This window comes from Bacillus sp. AR2-1 (assembly GCF_008368755.1).
GTDB lineage: Bacteria > Bacillota > Bacilli > Bacillales > Bacillaceae_G > Bacillus_A > Bacillus_A wiedmannii.
The window spans coordinates 406,780-428,740 of record NZ_QORY01000007.1; the positions used below are offsets into that span (position 1 = coordinate 406,780).

Genomic DNA, 21,961 nt, shown 5'->3' on the forward strand with positions numbered 1-21,961 from the left:
TCATAAAAGATGATCAAGGGAGTACCTTCTTTTTTTATTTAATAGCATCGATTAAAGGAATGCGTTCTTATTTATTATAAAACGCTATCTACGCTTTAATCTACGAATTGTATACTCTTTTAGACAGTACATATTTTCTTCATTCTGACCAAATTCAAGCTACATTTTATTACTACCTCAATACGAAAGAATTTTTTACAATAAGATACATTATTTGGGTTAGCAGGTATCGTAAAACTTACCTTTATAACGATTCTTTGCACATTACAAGAATACAGGCCATTATAAAATAGTTTAAGCATTTCACTGCATATTTTTTGCATGTACCTATTTTATAAAGAACCACGTAAAAAATCTCAACCTATAAAGGTCTGATATCATTCCTTATCAGGATTTCATTCGACAATTTTTGTCGAAATTTGTATATTCATTCCCTATATTATTAGAATATGCATTTCGTTTTACGTTACAAAGCATCGAATATGAATACTTTCCCTAAAGAGTATACGCAGTAAAGGAGGCATCACGTCAGTCCCATTGATCCATGACAAACAATCCCTTCACAAAGCATTTTTATGCAATAAAAGGATTCATAAAGGAGGCACAATGAAAAAACTTTTCAATATATGTTTAATTGTATTCGTACTATTTTCACAGCTTGCTAGTTTTCCATACAATCAAGTAAAAGCGGAAACATTAACAGGCAATTCATTATTTGACACTGTTGAAATGAAAGATACAACAAACCATATTATTGACGAAGCATTAAATCCTAAAAACTTAATACAAGTAGGATCAACCATTCACCTAGAATATGCTTGGTCAATAAAAGATCATCAAACAGACTCAACAGTGCTCCAAATACCTAAAGCATTAAAAGTTAAAAGTGATAAACAAGGAAATTTAATGGCAGATCAACAAATTATTGGTCAATATTTTGTTACAGCAAATGATAACAAAATGAAACTAGTATTTAATGATCAAGTAAAAGATTCCAAAGGTGCTAACGGAAAAATCAATTTTGATACAGTATTCAATCCTGATTTAAAACCTGGTGCAAAATCTGTTCAACTCTCATTCCCTCTAGGCACAACAGCTAAGTCCATTTCAGTTCCCGTTCAAGTAGATAGCCCTGCTTCACCTACTACGAACAATGACGCTGCTCAACAACCTGCGAATGGCGATGCTCAGCAACCTGCGGAAGAGCAAAAGAACGGCGATGCCCAGCAACCTGCGGAGGAGCAAAAGAACGGCGATGCTCAGCAACCTGCGGAGGAGCAAAAGAATGGCGATGCTCAGCAACCTGCGGAGGAGCAAAAATATGGCGATGCTCAGCAACCTGCGGAGGAGCAAAAATATGGCGGTGCAGAAAAACCTACGGATAATCCTGGGGATAACACAACAGAACAACCTGTTGAGAATCCAGATCCATCACCTAAACAAATTACAGAAAATATTTTAACAGGTGTCACATTAACGGATAAAGACGGTAAACCATTTAATGATACGGATAATCGTCCAGATCCAAATTCTATTACCCAAATTGATTTTACATGGGAAGTCTTGAAATCGCTGAACGTCAAAGAAGGTGATTACTTTACTTTCCAACTCCCAGAATACTTTATTGTCCACAATACGATTACACAAGATTTAATAGATGGAAAAGGACATACGATTGGATCATTCGTTGTTACGCCAGATGGCAAAGTAACAATGACTTTTAACGAATATGTTGAAGATCATCCTGATATAGCTGGGCATTTAAACATTCGTACAGAGTTTAATGAAGTAAAAATTACAGGGACTACAGAAAAACAAATCCCATTCCCTATTAAAGAAAAAGAAGTTGTTATTGAACTTGATTTCAAGCCTAAAGTAACAAAATCTATAGATAAAAAAGGTGTACCTGACAGACCAATTAATACGAATCAAATTAATTGGAAAGTAGAAATGAACAAGACAAAAGATAAGCTTACAAATGCAGTCTTTCAAGATAACATTCCAAATGGAGCGAGTCTCAATGAAGATTCTATTAAGGTTTATTATTTAGAGGTAGATATTAACGGGAAGACGACTCGGGGAGCAGAAGTTCCTAAGGAAGAATACGAACTTACTTCATCCTCTGATAAATTAAATATTGCTTTTAAAAAGGAAACAAATAAAGCATATGAAATTGAATATGCAACAAAGATTACAGATGAAAGTGTTACTAGTTTCAAAAACAACGCAAAAGTATCCAGCAAGAATCAAAAAGATGTATCTGCAGAGGCAACTGTAACTGTTTCACGCGGTACACATCTAGAGAAAACTAGTAAGTACAACCCAAAAACGCAAACAATCGAATGGACGATCACTTACAACGGTGACCAAAGAAAGATCAAAAAAGAGGCTGCTCTTTTAAAAGATATTCTAGATAAGGATCATAAAATTGATCAAAGTTCTATTGTTGTAAAAAATGCTTCTTATAATGATAGTGGGCAAATTGTCACTGGTGACGATGCTACAAACTTCACAGTAAAAGAAACGACTGAGGGATTTGATTTACAGTTTACTACTGATATTGATAGTGCCTACGTAATTACTTACACATCAAAGGCCGCAGGTGATGTCATCGCAGATGGCGAAATCGAAAATGAAATTATTGCAGATGGTGGTTCAAGTAAAACAAACAAAGTTACATTACAACAACAAAACATCATAAAGAAACATAATAAAAATGCAGGCGATACAGATTACAATGCGAAAACAACAAAATGGACGATTATTGTAAATGATAACAACTACGTGTTAAACGATGCTGTTATCAAAGATACGTTTGACTATGGTGGCCTAACGTTACAGAAAGATAGTTTCAAAATTACTGACGGATCGAAAGAGCTTGACCCAAAAATTGATTACACACTTGATGTAACAGATAAGGGATTTGAAGTGAGACTAACTGGTGATTATAAGTCTAATATGGATAAAACTTTAACTATCACATACACAACAGACTTTAATTACGAGAATCTATCCAAAGAAAAGAATAATAAATCATTCAAAAATACAGCAAAGTTATCATGGAAAGATATAAGTGGGAAAGATAAAAATAGTTCATCCGATGATACATTCAATCCTGACGGCTATACAAAAGGAAACGGCTTTAAATACGGTTCTTACAATGCCCAAACGAAAGAAATTAAATGGGAAATTGGATTTAACTATAACCATAGAACAATTAAGGATCCTTCTATTGTCGACGTATTAAGGGATAACCAAAAATTAATACCGGAATCTATTGAAGTTCGACATATGAAATTAACTGGTGGTGCACATGGGTTTGAATTAAGTGATCCTGTTCCATCTAGCGAATATACGATAGAAGCTCCAACAAAAGATAATAACAATACATTAACGATTCATTTCAAAAATGAAATTAAAACGGCGTACCATATTAGCTTTAAAACTTCACTTGCAGGTGAACAAATTCATGAGCGTTACGATAATTATGCCGATTTAAAAGATGGATCAGAAACCATTGCTAGTATTCATGGTGCATTCAAGATTACAAATGGTGGTAGCGGTGTTACGAAAACAGCAAAACAAAATGACAAGTATATTGATTGGAGTGTTTCTATTAATGCAAGTCAATCAACTATCGAAAATGCTGTCGTAACAGACGAACCGACAGACAATCAAATGCTTGATGAAAAGTCCTTCCATCTATATCCGACAACGGTAGCCGTGGATGGAACTTTAACGAAAGATACAGCAAATGAATTAAAAGAAGGAACAGACTATAAACTCAAAGTAACAACAGACAACGATACGGGGAAACAACAGTTTAAAGTTGAATTCCTTCATACCATTGATCAAGCTTATATTTTAGAATACCGCTCACTCATTAATGCAGACCATAATGAAAGGGTAAGTAATAAAGCGACGATTACTGGTCATCGTTTAACATTAACGAAAGTGGAAGATGTTAAGTTCGTTGAAGTTAAAGTATCTTCTGGATCTGGAGGTGGTTCTGCTAGTAAAGGACGCGGAAGCCTTCAAATTATAAAGGTTGATGATAAAGATCAAACAGTGCCATTAGCCGGAGCAGAATTTACTTTATATGATCAAACAGGTACAACCGCTATTCGACCAATTACAACAGGTGATGACGGTGTCGCTAAGTTTAACAACTTACGACGCGATAAATATATGATTAAAGAAACGAAAGCACCTAAAGGTTATGTAATTAGTAAAGAATTAAGAGAAGGTATACTTGTTGAGCTAGGTTCTGACGAAATTACAAAATATACCCTTACAAATAAGCAGTTTGTCGGGAAAGTAGTACTTACAAAGACTGATGCTAAGAGTAGGGAAAAACTTGAACATGCTGTTTTCTCTTTACTAGATCAAAACAAACAAGTCATTCCTGAACATAAAGAATTAACAACAAATGACAAAGGACAAATTACTGTAGATAATTTAAAACCAGGAACTTACTACTTAAAAGAAACAAAGGCTCCTGAACATTATAAATTAGATGATCGACTGATTGAGGTTAAAATCGAGGAAGATCAAACAACAGTAATAAACCGAACTGCAACAAACAGTTTGATTCCAGGATCGGCCATTTTAACAAAAGTCGATAAAGATGGAAAAACTTTAGCAGGCGCGGAGTTCAGTGTACGCGATCGACATAACAATATAATTCGTGGATATGAAAAACTAACGACAAATGATCAAGGACAAATCGAAGCAAAAGATTTACGTCCTGGAGACTATCAATTTGTTGAAGAAAAAGCACCTGAACACTATGACATAGATAAAAAACCAATTGAGTTTACAATTGTAAAAAGTCAAAAGAAAGCAGTTACTGTTACAGCTACGAATCACCTCATTAAAGGTGGCGTCACTTTAACAAAAACTGATGATATCGATAATAAAACTACTCTTGCAGGTGCTGTATTTAAAATTGTTGATGCTAATGATGAAAAGAAAGTCATTCGCGAAAATGTAAAAACTGGCGCAGATGGTAAAGTAACTGTTAAAGACTTAGAGCCTGGTACGTATAAATTTATTGAAACAGAAGCTCCTAAGGATTATGTGTTAAATGCAAACCCTATTGAGTTTACAATCGATAAAAGCCAACAGTCTTTTGCTACTGTTACGGCAACAAACAGTTTAAAAACAGGCGAAGTCGAATTATTAAAAGTTGATGAATTTGGTGATAAAAAACCTCTAGAAGGTGCCGTATTTAAAATTGTCGATTTAAATAATAATGACGTTCGTACTGACTTAACTACAGATGCTGATGGAAAAACAAAAGCTGATAAGTTACGCCCTGGTAACTATAAGTTTATTGAAACAAAGGCTCCTGAGCATTATGTACTAGACGAAACACCGATTCCATTTAAAATCGATAGAAGTCAGAAAGAAACTCTACTTGTAAAAGCTGAAAATGCTTTAAAACCAGGAGATGTTGAATTAACGAAAGTTGATGATATCGATGGTACAACTCTTGAAGGTGCTGTATTTAAAATTGTTGATGCTAATGATGAAAAGAAAGTCATTCGCGAAAATGTAAAAACTGGTGCGGATGGTAAAGCTATCGCTACTGGTTTACGCCCTGGCGATTATAAATTTATCGAAGTAACAGCACCAAAGTATTACGATAAAAATACAACGCCTATCGAGCTCACAATTAAAGAAAGTCAAGGAACTTCACCAATTACTGTTACTGCTAAAAACAGCTTAACAAAAGGCGGTATTGAATTAACAAAAGTGAATGCTGCAGATGAAAAGGAAACACTTGAAGATGCAGTATTTAAAATCGTTAATAGAGATACGAATGAAGTTGTTCGTACGGAACTTGTTACGAATAGTAAAGGAATGTTAGTTGTAGATGACTTACGTCCTGGTAACTATAAACTTATCGAAACAAAGGCTCCAACTTATTACGATGTAAATGTAGAACCAATTGAATTTACAATCGAAAAAGGACAACCAAAACTTCTTCCACTTACATTTAAAAATAGTTTAACGAAAGGTAAAGTTAAACTTATTAAAGAAGATGATGTGGATAGCAAAATAGCTCTTGCTGGCGCTGTATTCAAATTACAAGATGCAACTGGCACTGACATTATGAAAGATTTAAAAACAGATGATTATGGGGTACTAGTTATTCCAGATTTAGCACCAGGGGATTATCAATTTATTGAAACAGAAGCCCCTGAACATTATAAATTAGATCAAACACCGATTAAGTTCACGATTAAAAAAGGTCGCAAGGATGATCTGCCAGTCCCTGTAATTGTAAAAAACAGTTTACTTACAGGTGGCGTCACTTTAACTAAAGTGGATGACGTTGATAGCATTACACTTGAAGGTGCAGAATTTATCATTGTTGATGCTCATGATACTAAAAAGGTCGTTCGTAAAGGGTTAACTACTGATGAACATGGTAAAGTTTCTGCTTCTGATTTACGCCCAGGTGACTATCAATTTATTGAAGTAAAAGCTCCAAAAGACTATACGTTAAGCAACGATCCTATTCCGTTCACCATCGGAAAAAGTCAAAAAGAAAATATTAATGTTACTGCTACTAACAGCTTAAAGAAAGGTGCAGTCACATTAACGAAAATTGATGACATCGATCGTATAATGCTGAAAGGTGCTGTCTTTAAAATTGTTGATATGAAGGGTAACGAAGTTCGCACAAACCTTGTTACAGATGACAATGGTGAAATTCCTGTTTCTGATTTACGTCCTGGAGACTATCAATTTATTGAAATGAAGGCTCCTGAACATTATGTGTTAGACGAAACACCGATTCCATTTACAATTGAAAGAAGTCAAACGGGAAAAATTACTGTTACAGGTAAAAATACGTTGAAAAAAGGTAGCGTGGAATTAACAAAAATTGACGATATTGATGCTGATACGAAGCTCGCTAATGCTGTATTTAATTTATTAGATGCAGACGGAGAGATAGTTGAAGAAGGCTTAAAAACAAATGCTGCAGGAAAAATTGTTGTTGAAAATCTACGTCCTGGTACGTATAAGTTTATTGAAACAGCTGCTCCTGAACATTACGATTTAAATAAAAAACCGATTGAATTTACAATTAAGAAAAGCCAAACTGAAACGCTTCATGTTACGGCTAAAAACGCTCTAACAAAAGGTGCAGTGGAACTTTCTAAAGTAGATGACATCGATGGCACTACACTTGAAGGCGCAGTATTTAACATTGTTGATATGAAGGGTACTGTAATTCATAAAGACCTTGTTACAAATGGTAAAGGGAAGATCGAAATTAACGACCTACGTCCTGGTGATTACCAATTCATCGAAACAAAAGCTCCTAAGCATTACGTTTTAGATGAAACACCAATCAATTTCACTATTGAAAAAGGACAAGCCGAACCGATTTCTGTTACTGCTAAAAATAGTTTAACAAAAGGTAGTATCGAATTAATTAAAGTTGATGATTTAAGTGATCAAACAAAACTTGCCGATGCTGTGTTTAATTTACTAGATCAAAACGGGAAAGTACTTAAAACGGATTTAAAAACGAACAGTGAAGGAAAAATCATTGTTGAAAACTTACGTCCTGGTACGTATCAATTTGTCGAAACAACGGCTCCTAAACATTATGATTTAGACAAAAAGCCAATTGTAGTTACAGTTGAGAAAAGCCAGAAAGATATTGCTACTGTTACTATGAAAAATAGTTTAACAAAAGGCGGCGTTGAACTTATTAAAACGGACGACGTCGATGGTACTACTCTTGAAGACGCAGTATTTAACATTGTTGATATGAATGGCACTGTAATCCGCAAGAATCTTACTACAGATTCACAAGGTAAAATTAGCGTTTCTGACTTACGTCCTGGTGATTATCAATTCGTCGAGACGAAAGCTCCAAAACACTACGATTTAAATAAAGAACCGATTCCTTTCACTATTGAAAAAGGACAAGCTGAACCGATTTCTGTTACTGCTAAAAATAGTTTAACAAAAGGTGCGGTAGAGCTTTCTAAAGTGGATGATATAGACAGTACGGCTCTTGAAGGCGCAGTATTTAAAATTGTTGATGACAAAAACAATGATGTTCGTACTGACTTAACTACTGTTAAAGATGGAAAAATCTCTGTTCCTGATTTACGTCCAGGGGACTATCAGTTTATTGAAATAAAAGCTCCTGAACATTATAAATTAGATAGTACACCGCTTAAATTTACAATTAAGAAAAGCCAAGCAGAGAAGCTACAAGTCACTGCTACTAACAGCTTAATTGAAGGTGCTGTTGAATTAATTAAAGTGGATGATATAAATCCAGATACAAAACTTTCTGATGCAGTATTTAACATCATTGATGCGAAAGGTAAAGTTGTTCGCACGAATTTAACTACTGATAAAGACGGGAAAGTTTCTGCTTCTAATTTACGACCAGGAGATTATCAATTCGTTGAAACGAAAGCTCCTAAAGATTATGATTTAAATAAAACACCGATTCCTTTCACTATCGAGAAAAGCCAACCAGCTCACGTTTCCGTTACTGCTAAAAATTGCTTAACTAAAGGTGGCGTGGAATTAACGAAAGTTGACTCTCTAGATGCGAAAGAGACGCTGGAAGGTGCGGTATTTAAAATTACTGATATGAACGGTAACGATATTCGTACGAATTTAGTTACCAATAAAGATGGAAAAATCATCGCTAAAGACTTACAACCTGGAGACTATCAATTTATTGAAACGAAAGCTCCGAAACATTATGACTTAAATGAAGAGCCGATTAAGTTCACAATTGAAAGAAGTCAAACAAAACATGTCTTCGTTACAGCTACGAACAGCTTAACGAAAGGTAGTGTGGAGTTAATTAAAGTTGACGATGTTGAAGAAAACACAACACTTGAAGGTGCGGTATTTAAAATTGTTAATAAGGATGGACACGATGTCCGTACTGATTTAACTACTGATAAAAACGGCCGTTTAGTTGTGGATGAATTACCACCAGGAGACTATGAGTTTATCGAAACAAAAGCTCCTAATCACTATGACTTAAACGAAACACCTATTCAGTTCACAGTTAAAAAAGGACAAGAAAAAATCGCTTCCGTTACTGCTACGAATAGCTTAACGAAAGGCGCTGTTGAGCTTTCTAAAGTGGATGACTTTGACGGTTCTGTCCTTAAAGATGCAGTATTTAAAATCGTCGATATGAACGGGCACGACGTTCGTTCTAATTTAACTACTGATAAAGATGGCAAAATTTCTGTTTCTGATTTACGTCCGGGAGACTATCAGTTTATTGAATCGAAGGCTCCTACTCATTACGACTTAAATCAAAACCCTATCAAGTTTACTGTTGAAAAGAGTCAAACGACTAAAGCTTCTGTTACTGCTACTAACAGCTTAACTAAAGGTTCAGTCGAATTAATTAAGCTTGACGACGTTGACAACTCTACTCTTGAAGGGGCTATCTTTAAAATTGTTGATCATAACGGACTTGATGTTCGCACTGATTTAACTACTGATAAAGACGGCAAAATTTCTGTTTCTGATTTACGTCCGGGAGACTATCAGTTCGTTGAAACGAAGGCTCCTATTGGATACGATTTAAGTGCTAAGCCAATTCCTTTCACAATTACGAAAGGACAATCTCAAGTTACTTCTGTTACAGCTTTAAATAGTTTAACAACAGGTTCAATGGAGTTAACTAAAATTGATATTGATCACCATGGAACACTTGAAGATGCCGTTTTCAATATTTTAGATCACGACGGAAAAGTAGTACGAGAAGGTTTACAAACAGACGGGCATGGTAAATTAATCGTAAATGATTTGAAACCTGGTAATTATCAATTAGTGGAAACAAAGGCTCCTAAAGGCTATCAATTAGATGCATCACCAATAAACTTTACAATTGAAAAAGCTCAAGCTGCACCACTACAAATTACAGTTTCAAATAAAAAAATCGATTCTTCATCCGGTGGAGATGATAAACCAATTACTCCTCCTAATAAAGAAGAGGAAACAGGTAAAGAAACTTCTGAAGAACTAGAAAAAGGAAATCCTGACACACATGGTAAAGGAACTTCTGAAGAACTAGAAAAAGAAAACCCTGACACACAAATAAACAAACAGCAAGATGACCGAAATAAGGGTAAAGAACTTCCAAATACAGGTCACAAAAATGATCCTACTCAAACAGTAGGCATCGTACTTCTACTAGCTGGTTTGTTAAGTATTTTAGCTACAAAACGAAAAAAATATTATTAATAGTTTTTCACACCTAATCAAGTGAACATTTGATTAGGTGTTTTTTTATGCCAAAAAAGGACGATACATAGAGTATCGTCCTTTTAACGGGGTGAGGCTGCCCAAAAGTACGGAAAACCTTTGAACAGCCTCGTATTTTCATATGGATGCCTTACATATATCACTGATAATAAGTATGAAATGCGGAAACATATTTATCATCACATGATTCAAACATGAGAAAAGAATCCTATAGGATTCTTTTCTCTACATAATCTAAAGTTTGGGTACACTAGATTCATGCAATGTAGGAGCTTTCCAAGCAGAAAGCGAACCTTCATTTAAAATGATAGCATACATATCTCCACCAAAAATATGCAAATATGCATATAGCGTTTTTTATTTCTCAATGTCAGAATATTGAAAAATAATGAAGGTGACGGTAAAATAAAGTCGTTATCCGTCTTCTTTTGTCAGTCAGAGAGAATAGAAGAATAGGAGAGGAAAAAATGAAAAAATCTTGGAAACAAAAAATAGTAAGCTCTTTGCTTGCTGTATCACTCGCTGTTAGCTTAGCTCCAATTGGACAAGCCAAAGCTGATTCCACGTCAGAAATCACACAGACTTCACCTATCACAAAACAAGTTGATGCAAGCCGCGCTATCGAACACATCCGTTTCTTATCCGAAACAATTGGTCCTCGCCCTGGTGGGACAAAATCAGAAGAATGGGCTTCTCGCTACGTTGGTATGCAGCTTAAATCAATGGGCTATGAAGTAGAATATCAACCATTTCAAGTGCCGGATCAATACGTTGGATTTATTGAATCACCATTATCCACAAAGCGTAATTGGCAAGCCGGCGCTGCCCCTAACGCACTAATTTCTACAGAAGCTGTTACAGCTCCTCTTATCTTTGTTCAAGGTGGAACAAAATTAGAGGATATCCCAAATGAAGTAAACGGAAAAATTGTTCTATTTGAAAGAGGAACAACAGTTGCAGACTATAATAAACAAGTTGAAAATGCTGTTAGCAAAGGAGCAAAAGGTGTCCTTTTATACAGTTTAATTGGCGGACGCGGAAATTATGGACAAACCTTCAATCCCCGCCTAACGAAAAAGCAGTCTATCCCTGTCTTTGGTCTTGCTTATGCACAAGGAAATGCATTTAAAGAGGAAATCGCTAAAAAAGGGACCACTCTTCTTTCTCTAAAAGCGAGACATGAATCTAACTTAACATCACTTAATGTCATCGCTAAAAAGAAACCAAAAAATAGTACAGGTAATGAAAAAGCTGTCGTTGTAAGTTCGCACTATGATAGTGTCGTTGGAGCACCTGGAGCAAACGATAATGCTTCTGGTACAGGATTAGTATTAGAGTTAGCTCGTGCTTTTCAAAATGTAGAAACTGATAAAGAAATTCGTTTTATTGCTTTTGGTTCTGAAGAGACTGGCTTACTTGGCTCCGATTATTACGTTAATAGTTTATCCCAAAAAGAACGCGATCGAATTCTAGGTGTCTTTAACGCAGACATGGTTGCAACAAATTACGATAAAGCAAAGAATTTATACGCTATGACGCCTAACGGTTCTCCAAACCTTGTAACAGACGCAGCCTTACAAGCAGGTAAACAATTAAATAATGACCTCGTACTGCAAGGGAAATTCGGCTCTAGTGATCACGTGCCATTTGCTGAAGTTGGTATTCCTGCCGCCCTATTTATTTGGATGGGTGTCGATAGTTGGAATCCATTAATCTATCATATTGAGAAGGTATACCATACGCCTCAAGATAATGTGTTAGAAAACATTTCGCCTGAACGTATGAAAATGGCATTAGAAGTTATCGGGACAGGAGTTTATAATACACTTCAAAAATCTGTTGCTCAAACCGAACAGAAAGCTGCTTAATTATTTAAAAGACCACTGATTTTTATCAGTGGTCTTTTATTGAGAAAATATATATATGCATAAAAGCATATTTCCTCCTGCTCATTATCCTATACAACATTAATTGTAACAAAAATGATTACAACTAATAAGGAGGCTTTTTCTACTATGAAAAAAATGATTTTAGCCAGTGCTTTAACTTTAGCAGGAATTACTGGCGCTACCGCTTTTATTCCTGAAACAAAGGTCGCTGCTGCCACTCAAGAACAAAGCTTTACAAAATTTTATTCTTTGCAAACTGGAAGTAGTTCTGAACAAGAATCTATTTTCCTTCAAAAAGGACAGGAACTAACAATTCAACCTAACAGTAAAACTCCTAGTTACAGTGTTTATGACTCAAATCATAACCTTATTGGGCGCTATTCTGATGGTTACGGCCGAATTTTCACTGCAAAAACAGATGGAAATATGTATGTTCAATTTCATGCACCTTTCGTTTACTATAGTCCTGTTAGCTTTTCCGTTACGTATACAATCCAATAAAGTGAAACTTTAATCAGCCCTCACCAATCGGACTTTTATGAGCAGCCCGACCCCCAACTAAATTCTTTGCTTTCGCTGAATTTTGAGGTGGGGGTCTTACTGCCCATTAAAGCGGGATAAAATAAAGGGCCTTTCTCAAGGCCCTTTATTTTATTTCCCAATTCACTTTTACAAAACCATATTTTACCATTACACCACTTATATTAAATACATACTTTTCATTTGCCTTTAATGTAGCTTTGAAAGTACCTTTTTTCGATTCACAGATCTCTTTTAACTCTCTTATACCTTCTCCTTGTCTTTCATACAAGCTAAAGCATAAATTCCCACGTTTTGCATCTGTCTCATAAGAAAATGTTACTTCTGTATCTTTTGCATACTCAAGTTCAATATCTTTCCCAGCGATATCCCATGATGAGAATTTTGCCTCGTAACTGGCCTCCCCTTGCTTCTCATTTTCTAAATATATATCACCAGCTCTCCACATATCATCTAACGTTTGAACGAAAGCAAAGCCACTCAGTAATACAAACATCGCACTTGCAAATATGACAACTAATGTTATCTTTTGTTTTTTCATAGCCTTCATCGTATGTTCTCCTTCTATTTTCTTGTTACTTCTTCGTACCATATATAACAAAACTCCAATAAAAAATGGTAATACAATCGCTATAACACTCCACCACTTACTTATTCCACGCGTTTTCGCATCTGTATACACCCATGATGCTACACATACTAAAAGTGCTATAAAAGTCAAAAGCATTGTAATCCCAGCTATCTCAAATACTACAAATGGATTAGCGAACTCTATCATGTAATTTATACTCCTTCTTTAAAAATGACTGTATGACAACATATATAGGAACGTACAGATGCATCATAATCACACTTGCTATCAACATAGGGACTTTATGATTCAAATGAGTGACAAACTGCTCCATAACAACTGTTAATAAAATAATCCAAATAGCATGAATACAAACAACCCATCTTTTCTCTAATTTCCGAGCATTTCGTACGCTCTGTTTCGTTTTATTTATCAGCTCTCCGCTTGGAATCGTGTCTTCAGCTAAGCTGCTTCTTATCTTCTGATCAAACTTATCTTCCGTCATAAACGAACCCCTCCAAATGTTCCCGCATTTGCTTCTTCGCATAATTAAGGCGGTATTTCACCGTACCAATCGGTATATTTAATATTTCGCTCATTTCTTTATAAGAGTATTGTTCATAATAGTAGAGTACGAGCACGGTTTTATATTTTTCATTCAATAGCTGTATAACTTCACGTATCATTTCCGATTCCACTTTTTGAATAAATTCTTCTGATATATTCACTTCATCTGCGAAATCGATTTCTCCACCATCCTCTTTATGAAACAAATCCAATACGCGATCTTTCCACCTTTTCTTCTTACGATAAAAGTCATAAAACGTACGAACACAAATTGTAGTAATCCATTTTTTATAATTTTCCACGCAAGAAAGCTGGTGCCTAGAGGAAAAAACTTTTATCCAAGTCTCTTGAAAAATATCTTCTGCATCTTCTTTCGTTTTCGCTAATTTATAGCATAAGGAATATATTTGCTGCTTATATATATCAATTAATTCTTCTACCTTTTCTTCCATCTTAAACCTCCTGTCATTTATATAAGACGACGCAAATTCTCCTTTTGTTTGATAAAATTTTATTTTTTTATTATCTCCATACAAAAAGGCAATCACAACATCGTGTGATTGCCTTTTACTGAAAACGAAAAATCGGCTCCGCTTTTCTTTATGTCTAGTTCCAGCGGCTAGAATACTCGGTGGCTTCGCGCCTTCCTCCTATTCTGAACGAGCCGCTTCTGCTTTTCTTTATTGTCCAGCTCTGCCTCCTAGCCCCTTCTGTCTAAGAACCTTCCCCACAAGAAGATAAAAAGCATCTTCTGTGGGAAAGAACCTTAGCCTTCGGGGCTAAACAGTCGGCTCCGCTTTTCTTTATTACATTTTTTCTGGTGCAGATACTCCTACGATTGCTAATGCATTTTGAAGTGTAGTGCGTACTGCTTTCATTAACTCATAGCGAGCTTTACTTAATTCTAAGTTGTCTTGGTTTAATACTTTTTCTGCATTGTAGAAGCTGTGTAATGCTGCTGCTAATTCAAATGCATAGCTTGTAATGCGGTGTGGCAGACGTTTTTGCGCTGCATCCGCAACTACAGTTGGGAATTCACCAAGTTTTTTCAGTAACTCTACTTCTTTCTCCGAAGTAACAAGCTTGTAATTCACGTCTCCGCCTGCAGCTAATCCTAACTCTTCACCTTGACGAAGGATACTGCATACGCGAGCATGAGCATACTGGGCATAGTATACTGGGTTTTCATTAGATTTTGATACAGCTAAGTCCATATCGAAGTCTAAATGAGAATCACCGCTACGCATTGCGAAGAAGTAACGCATTGCGTCCACGCCTACTTCTTCCATAAGCTCACGAAGTGTAACTGCTTTACCTGTACGCTTACTCATCTTCATTTTTTCACCATTTTGGTACAGTTGTACCATTTGGATGATTTCTACTTCAAGTGTTTCTTTATCGTAACCTAGCGCTTGAATAGCAGCTTTCATACGAGGAATGTAACCGTGGTGGTCAGCACCCCAAATGTTGATTAACTTATCGAAACCACGCTCTAATTTATCACGATGGTAAGCGATATCTGGCGTTAAGTATGTGTAAGAACCGTCGTTTTTAATTAATACACGGTTTTTGTCGTCACCGTAAGTCATAGAACGGAACCAAGTTGCACCGCCTTCTTCAAAGATCTCGTCACGCTCTTTTAATACTGCAAGTGCAGCATCGATTTTTCCGTTTTTGTATAATGATGTTTCTGAGAACCATACATCAAACTTAACACGGAAGCTTTCTAAGTCTTTTTGAAGTTTTGCTAACTCATATTTTAAACCGTATGAACGATAGAACTCATAGCTTTCTTCAGCATCAGCTTTTGCATAACGATCGCCAAACTCTTCAGCTAAGCGCTTACCGATTCCAATGATGTCCGCACCATGGTATCCGTCTTCTGGCATTTCTTTCTCTAGGCCTAAAGCTTGCATGTAACGAGCTTCAACAGAAAGAGCTAAGTTATGAATTTGGTTACCAGCGTCATTAATGTAGTACTCACGAGATACATCGTATCCTGCTTTTGCTAATACGTTACATAAAGTGTCACCTACTGCCGCACCACGTGCATGTCCTAAGTGAAGGTCACCTGTTGGGTTCGCAGATACGAACTCAATTTGTACTTTTTCACCTTTACCAGTATTCGTTTCACCGTAAGCTTCGCCAGCGTTAACGATTGTTGGGATTAAGTCTGTTAAGTAGCTATTATCCATGTAGAAGTTAATGAAACCAGGTCCTGCGATTTCAATTTTTTCAATAGAAGCTTTTGCTTTATCGAAGTTTGCAACTAATTCTTCTGCAATCATACGAGGTGCTTTTTTCGCAACGCGTGCAAGTTGCATTGCCATATTTGTAGAGAAGTCACCATTTGTTTTATCTTTTGGAGATTCTAATACAACGTTTGGAATCTGTTCTTCTGTCGCTAATTCTGCCTTTAATACAGCAGCTTGAATTTCTTCTTTAATTAATCCTTTTACTTGTTCTAAAGAATTCATTATTTTGCCTCCTTCAAATTAAGTGTAATTGTATATCTGCCAGCTTCTTGTTCACTTAGAAGCAATGCGTACGTTAAGAAGAGTTGTCCTTTTTTCTTTTCATCCGACCATTTAAAAAGAACGTTATCAGTTTTCGTTTGCAATGCAAACGTACCAAGTTCACTCGTATACGTACCAGTTGTCCATTCACCTTTCACATGCGTTTGACGCATTGAAACAGCACCTGAACGCATAATGAGAACTTGTTCATCTTGAATTTTAATAATTGTTTTCACTTCGCCCTGTTCGTTCGGCTCTTGGAATGTTACATATGTACCTTGACCTTTTACATAGTATTGACCATTTGCTTCAAAAGCAACGGTTTCCTTCCTCGCCCCTTCACGGATTTCTGTTACGAAATGAACGTGTACCGGCAAGCCTGCAAGTTGTTTCTCCACGTCTTGCACACCTTTCAAATGTTATAGATATTAAATACTACTTATAATAAATCACTTTTCCTATCATATCAAAAAAAACCTCTGTCTGTCTGCTGAAAAATCAGGAAAACTCCATTTCAAAAAATAATTCACTTTCACTTTATTTCATATGATAAAATATTTCTTAAATCTAAATATTCTTTCATTTAAAGAGGTGAGTTATGTGCTACCGACAAAATTAAAAAAGGGTGATGAAATTAGAGTTATTTCACCGTCTTGCAGCTTAAGTATTGTCTCAACTGAAAACAGAAAGCTTGCTGTAAAAAGATTAACTGGCATGGGCTTTCAAGTTACATTCTCAACATATGCTGATGAGATAGATCAATTTGCTTCCTCTTCTATTTCTTCACGCGTTCAAGACCTTCACGAGGCATTTAGAGACCCTAATGTAAAAGCCATTTTGACAACACTTGGCGGATACAACTCTAATGGTTTATTGAAACATCTCGATTATGATTTAATTCGAAAAAACTCGAAATTTTTCTGTGGCTATTCTGATATTACCGCTTTAAATAATGCAATTTACACAAAAACAGGACTTATTACATATTCAGGACCCCATTTCTCTTCATTTGGAATGAAGAAAGGTCTCGAATATACGACTAATTACTTTTTACAATGCTTAACTTCTAATAAGCCTATTGAAGTCCTGCCATCTGAAACGTGGAGCGATGATTCTTGGTATATAGATCAGGAAAATCGAAAATTCATTGCAAATGAAGGTTATATTTCGATTCATGAAGGCGAAGCAACTGGAGAGATTATCGGTGGTAATATGAGCACATTGAATTTACTACAAGGTACACCATATATGCCAAACTTACAGGGGAAAATATTATTTCTTGAGGAGGATAGTTTAACTGGAAAAGCTACCCTTAACACTTTTGATCGTTATTTACATTCTCTTATGCAGCAACCTGACTTTGAACATGTAAAAGGCATCGTTATAGGAAAGATGCAAAAAGGTGCAGAATGTACGATAGAAGACATTCAAGAAATGATTGCTTCAAAGCCTGAACTTACACATATACCTATCATTGCAAACGCAAGTTTCGGGCATACAACCCCGATTTTCACTTTCCCAATTGGTGGACGTGCAAAAATCATTTCTAATAAAGAGAATTCAGCTATTACCATTTTAACGCACTAAAAAAGGAGCGAACGATTCGCTCCTTTTACGGTTTTTCTATTTTTTCCAACGCTTTTTGCGGAATTGATTCTTTTGGGATTTCAGCCCATCCTTTTCCTTGCATACCTTTTGCATAAATTTTTATAAACGCTCCCGTATGCAATTCACGGTTCATCATTCTTTTCACAACTTGTAACTTTCCGTCTTCTGTATACCCTTTAAATGTATACAAGTATTCACCGTCTTTTTTCTCACCTTTATTTATAACCGCATAATAATCTTGTATTTCTTTATTTGAAAAGAAGTTGTCTACAAAAGCATGCACACCTTCTGTTTTCGTGTTTAAATAGTACGCTGTTCCACCTAAAATAATGGCGAATACAGCTAAAACTTTAATTACCAATTTCATACATGCGCCTCCTGTTTGCACTTCTTTCTCACTAATCTTATGTCTATACCTGTATTATACGGAAAAAGGCATACCATACTCTATTGAAAAGTCTTACACTTTCCTTACATTATTGTAAGGGTTTTTCAACTTATAGCAATTTCCCAATAAAAAATTTTTCCGTTTCATGAACTTTTATATTATTATTGAATGATACAAATTTTTATTACAAAAATCAAAGGAGACAGTTTTCAAATGGCTATCTTGCAAGGTTTAGCACTATTACTTGTTGTACTTTGTCTATTTACATTTTTTAGTTACCGTGCTCCTTACGGAATGAAAGCAATGGGTGCTTTAGCTAATGCAGCAATCGCAAGTTTTCTTATTGAAGCATTTCACCGTTATATCGGTGGAGAGATGTTTCATAATGACTTTTTACAATCAGTAGGAGAAGCTTCTGGTAGTATGAGCGGTGTCGCAGCGGCAATTTTAGTCGCACTAGCAATCGGTGTTTCACCCGTATATGCTGTTTTAATTGGTATTGCTACTAGCGGATTCGGTATTTTACCAGGATTTTTCGCTGGATACGTTTGCGCTTTCGTCGTGAAATTTCTCGAAAAGAAATTACCGGCTGGTGTAGAGTTTTTAGCAATTTTATTTATTGCCGCACCAATCTCACGCGGAATGGCCATGCTTATGGATCCGCTCGTGAATGCAACGCTCGGTAAAATCGGTTCTATGATTTCAGTTGCAACTACAGAAAATCCTATCATTATGGGTATTATGCTTGGTGGATTAATAACAGTTATTTCTACTTCTCCATTAAGTTCTATGGCACTAACTGCAATGCTTGGATTAACAGGTTTACCAATGGCAATTGGTAGTCTTGCCGTAGCAGCCTCAGCCCCGATGAACTTTATTTTCTTTAAGCGACTAAAAATTTGCTCAAAGAAAGACACAATCGCTGTAGCAATCGAGCCTTTAACACAAGCCGATGTTGTTTCAGCAAATCCAATTCCAATTTATGCGACAAACTTCGTTGGCGGTGCACTCGCTGGTATTATTACATCTCTGTTCCAGCTCGTTAATAATGCACCAGGAACAGCATCACCAATCCCAGGACTTCTTGTCTTATTCGGATTTAATGACGTTGTAAAAGTAACAATTGCTGCCGTACTGTGCGGAATCGTTACCACTATTGTTGGATACATCGGATCAATCGTATTCCGCAAATATCCAATTCGTTCTGCTGATGAAATTCGCGGCATTACTTCGGAAGAAAAAGTTGCATAAGAAAAGAGCTATTCTCATTGTTTGAGAGTAGCTCTTTTTCTTGTCGTGTAACGGTAAATGAAATTATATCAGCGATTTTTTTAATATATCGACTTACCGACACATAACGACAAAAGAAGAGCTCCCTATTCATATAGGAGGCTCTTCTTTTATCCAGCTATAGCGGCTAGAATGATCGGTGGCTTCGCTTCTTCCTTCGAGGCAAAAAGCGCCTCTACGTCTGAAGCTCCATCCCCTCACATTCTAAACGAGCCACTTCCGCTTTTATTTCTATCCAGTTACGCCTCTTAGACCCTTGCGTCTAAGAACCTTCCCTGCCAAAAGGTAAAAAGCACCTTTTGCAGGAAAGAACCTTAGTCACCGGGTCTAAACAGTCGGCTTCACTTTTATTTCACCCAACCGAGCAGCATTTCCCGCACGAATTTGCTTGCTGCGACTGGTGTTTGATCACTATGGTCGTAGACAGGAGCTACTTCTACTAAGTCTGCTCCAACTACATTTATATTTGAATTTGCAATTGCCACGATGGAATCTAATAATTCTTTAGATGTGATACCTCCAGCTTCTAACGTTCCTGTTCCTGGAGCGTGAGCTGGGTCTAATACGTCAATGTCGATTGTGACATAAACTGGGCGTCCTGCAAGTTTCGGTAATACTTCTTTTAACGGTTCTAATACGTCAAATTTATATAAGTTCATACCTACTTCTTTTGCCCATTCGAATTCTTCCTTCATTCCAGAACGAATACCGAAAGAATATACGTTTTCCGGACCAATTAAATCGCACACTTTACGAATAGGTGTAGAGTGGGATAAAGGCTCCCCTTCATACGATTCACGTAAATCAGTATGAGCATCCATATGGATGATTGCTAAATCCGGATATTTTTTTGCCATTGCCTTAAAAATTGGCCAAGACACTAAGTGCTCACCGCCGAGACCTAGTGGAAACTTATCGGCATCTAAAAGTTTTGATACATACTCTTCAATCATGTCTATGCTACGCTGTGGATTTCCAAATGGTAATGGAATATCACCCGCATCAAAATATTTTACCTCTTCTAGTTCACGATCTAAATATGGGCTATATTCTTCAAGACCGATTGACACTTCACGAATACGTGCAGGGCCAAAACGAGAACCTGGACGGTAGCTTACTGTCCAATCCATTGGCATCCCGTAAATAACTGCCTCTGACTCTTCAAAACTTGGATGACTTTTAATAAATACTTTACCTGAATAAGCTTCATCAAAACGCATACTCTTTTCCTCCTTGTGTGGAACTTAAGGTATCCCAACCTTTCATTATTTCTCAAATTTGGAGCCTATAACTCCTCTTTCTCGATTTACCTGTGCCTTCTTTTTCTTACAAGAAGACTACTTCATTTGTAGCAGTGTAAGTAACTAGCATGTTCAAGCCTTCTAGACAAACACCTTAAATGAGTCACTTACACTTTATTTATTTCAATTTAACGCTCTTACTTAATTAAATCGCCAACAAATTTCGGTAATGCGAATGCTGCATTGTGTAATTCTTTTGTGTAGTATTTCGTTTCGATTTCGTGGAAACGCTCTTCACTCACTTCTAATGGATCATGTTTTTTAGATCCAATTGTGAACGTCCAAAGACCACTTGGGTAAGTTGGAATGTTCGCTGTGTATAAACGAGTAATTGGGAAAATCTCCTTTACGTCTTTAAACACAGTTGTAATTAGTTCTGGTGTGAACCAAGGGTTGTCCGTTTGTGCAACGAAAATACCATCTTCTTTTAACGCTTTAGAGATTCCAGCGTAGAAGCCTTTTGTAAATAGATTTACTGCTGGTCCTACTGGCTCAGTAGAATCTACCATAATTACGTCATATTCATTTTCGCTTTCTGCAATGTGTAGGAAACCGTCTCCTACTTTTACTTCCACACGCTCATTATCTAGTGCGCCTGCAATTGATGGTAAGTATTGTTTAGAGTACTCAATTACTTTTCCATCGATTTCAACAAGAGTTGCTTTCTTTACGCTTGGGTGTTTTAACACTTCACGAATAACACCGCCATCGCCACCACCTACAACTAATACGTTTTCAGGGTTTGGATGTGTAAATAAAGGTACGTGCGCTACCATTTCATGATAAACGAACTCATCTTTTTCTGTTGTCATAACCATGCCATCTAAAATAAGCATGTTTCCGAACTCTTCCGTTTCAACCATATCAAGTTTTTGGAATTCTGTTTGCTCCGTATGTAATGTGCGGTTAATACGCGCCGTAATCCCAAAATGTTTTGTTTGTTTTTCAGTGAACCATAGTTCCATCGTACAATCACGCCTTTCAATGCAAATTTATAATAGGGACATCATTAA

At 36.3% G+C, this 21,961-nt stretch carries 13 protein-coding genes; 5 read left to right on the forward strand and 8 right to left on the reverse strand.

The features are described from left to right. The first annotated feature begins 606 nt into the window (after positions 1-606). The 3 genes from DT250_RS08885 (at position 607) to DT250_RS08895 (ending at position 12,668) form a co-directional block, all read left to right on the forward strand. Positions 607-10,257: a SpaA isopeptide-forming pilin-related protein gene (locus DT250_RS08885; protein ID WP_149212947.1), complete on the forward strand. Its 9,651-nt coding sequence runs from the start codon at positions 607-609 to the stop codon at positions 10,255-10,257. Between the two features lie 488 nt (positions 10,258-10,745). Further along, entirely contained in the window at positions 10,746-12,146 is a 1,401-nt protein-coding gene (locus DT250_RS08890; protein ID WP_149212948.1) for a M28 family metallopeptidase, read from the forward strand. A 147-nt stretch (positions 12,147-12,293) separates the two neighbouring features. After that, positions 12,294-12,668, forward strand: coding sequence for a hypothetical protein (locus tag DT250_RS08895; protein WP_149212949.1), 375 nt, complete (start codon positions 12,294-12,296; stop codon positions 12,666-12,668). A 145-nt stretch (positions 12,669-12,813) separates the two neighbouring features. Here the strand turns inward: DT250_RS08895 and DT250_RS08900 are convergent, their stop codons facing one another. From DT250_RS08900 to DT250_RS08920, 5 genes are all read right to left on the reverse strand, one after another. Then, positions 12,814-13,485: an ABA4-like family protein gene (locus DT250_RS08900; protein WP_149212950.1), complete on the reverse strand. Its 672-nt coding sequence runs from the start codon at positions 13,483-13,485 to the stop codon at positions 12,814-12,816. Further along, positions 13,469-13,783 carry an anti-sigma factor gene (locus tag DT250_RS08905; protein WP_087983725.1) on the reverse strand — a complete coding sequence of 105 codons (315 nt, stop codon included), beginning with the start codon at positions 13,781-13,783 and terminating at the stop codon, positions 13,469-13,471. Before DT250_RS08905 ends, DT250_RS08900 begins: the two co-directional genes overlap by 17 nt. After that, positions 13,770-14,297: an RNA polymerase sigma factor gene (locus DT250_RS08910; protein WP_088065044.1), complete on the reverse strand. Its 528-nt coding sequence runs from the start codon at positions 14,295-14,297 to the stop codon at positions 13,770-13,772. Before DT250_RS08910 ends, DT250_RS08905 begins: the two co-directional genes overlap by 14 nt. 354 nt (positions 14,298-14,651) lie before the next feature. Continuing rightward, entirely contained in the window at positions 14,652-16,322 is a 1,671-nt protein-coding gene (gene argS, locus DT250_RS08915) for an arginine--tRNA ligase (protein WP_149212951.1), read from the reverse strand. After that, complete coding sequence (locus DT250_RS08920; RefSeq protein WP_000414868.1) at positions 16,322-16,759, reverse strand: YwiB family protein; 438 nt, start codon at positions 16,757-16,759, stop codon at positions 16,322-16,324. Before DT250_RS08920 ends, argS begins: the two co-directional genes overlap by 1 nt. Positions 16,760-16,961: 202 nt before the next feature. Here DT250_RS08920 and DT250_RS08925 point away from each other — a divergent pair, with 202 nt between their 5' ends. Beyond that, on the forward strand, positions 16,962-17,948 hold the full coding sequence (locus tag DT250_RS08925; RefSeq protein WP_149212952.1) for a S66 family peptidase: 987 nt from the start codon (positions 16,962-16,964) through the stop codon (positions 17,946-17,948). 25 nt (positions 17,949-17,973) lie between these two features. On the opposite strand, the gene DT250_RS08930 is transcribed toward DT250_RS08925, so the two are convergent. Further along, on the reverse strand, positions 17,974-18,336 hold the full coding sequence (locus DT250_RS08930) for a YxeA family protein (protein WP_000779928.1): 363 nt from the start codon (positions 18,334-18,336) through the stop codon (positions 17,974-17,976). A gap of 234 nt (positions 18,337-18,570) precedes the next feature. Between DT250_RS08930 and DT250_RS08935 the strand changes: the two genes are divergently transcribed. Next, positions 18,571-19,608: a PTS sugar transporter subunit IIC gene (locus DT250_RS08935; RefSeq protein ID WP_149212953.1), complete on the forward strand. Its 1,038-nt coding sequence runs from the start codon at positions 18,571-18,573 to the stop codon at positions 19,606-19,608. A 386-nt stretch (positions 19,609-19,994) separates the two neighbouring features. Here DT250_RS08935 and speB read toward each other — a convergent pair whose 3' ends face one another. Both speB and speE read right to left on the reverse strand, forming a co-directional pair. Beyond that, entirely contained in the window at positions 19,995-20,867 is an 873-nt protein-coding gene (speB, locus tag DT250_RS08940) for an agmatinase (protein WP_001209823.1), read from the reverse strand. A 218-nt stretch (positions 20,868-21,085) separates the two neighbouring features. Next, positions 21,086-21,913 carry a polyamine aminopropyltransferase gene (gene speE / locus DT250_RS08945; protein ID WP_000424696.1) on the reverse strand — a complete coding sequence of 276 codons (828 nt, stop codon included), beginning with the start codon at positions 21,911-21,913 and terminating at the stop codon, positions 21,086-21,088. Positions 21,914-21,961 lie beyond the last annotated feature (48 nt).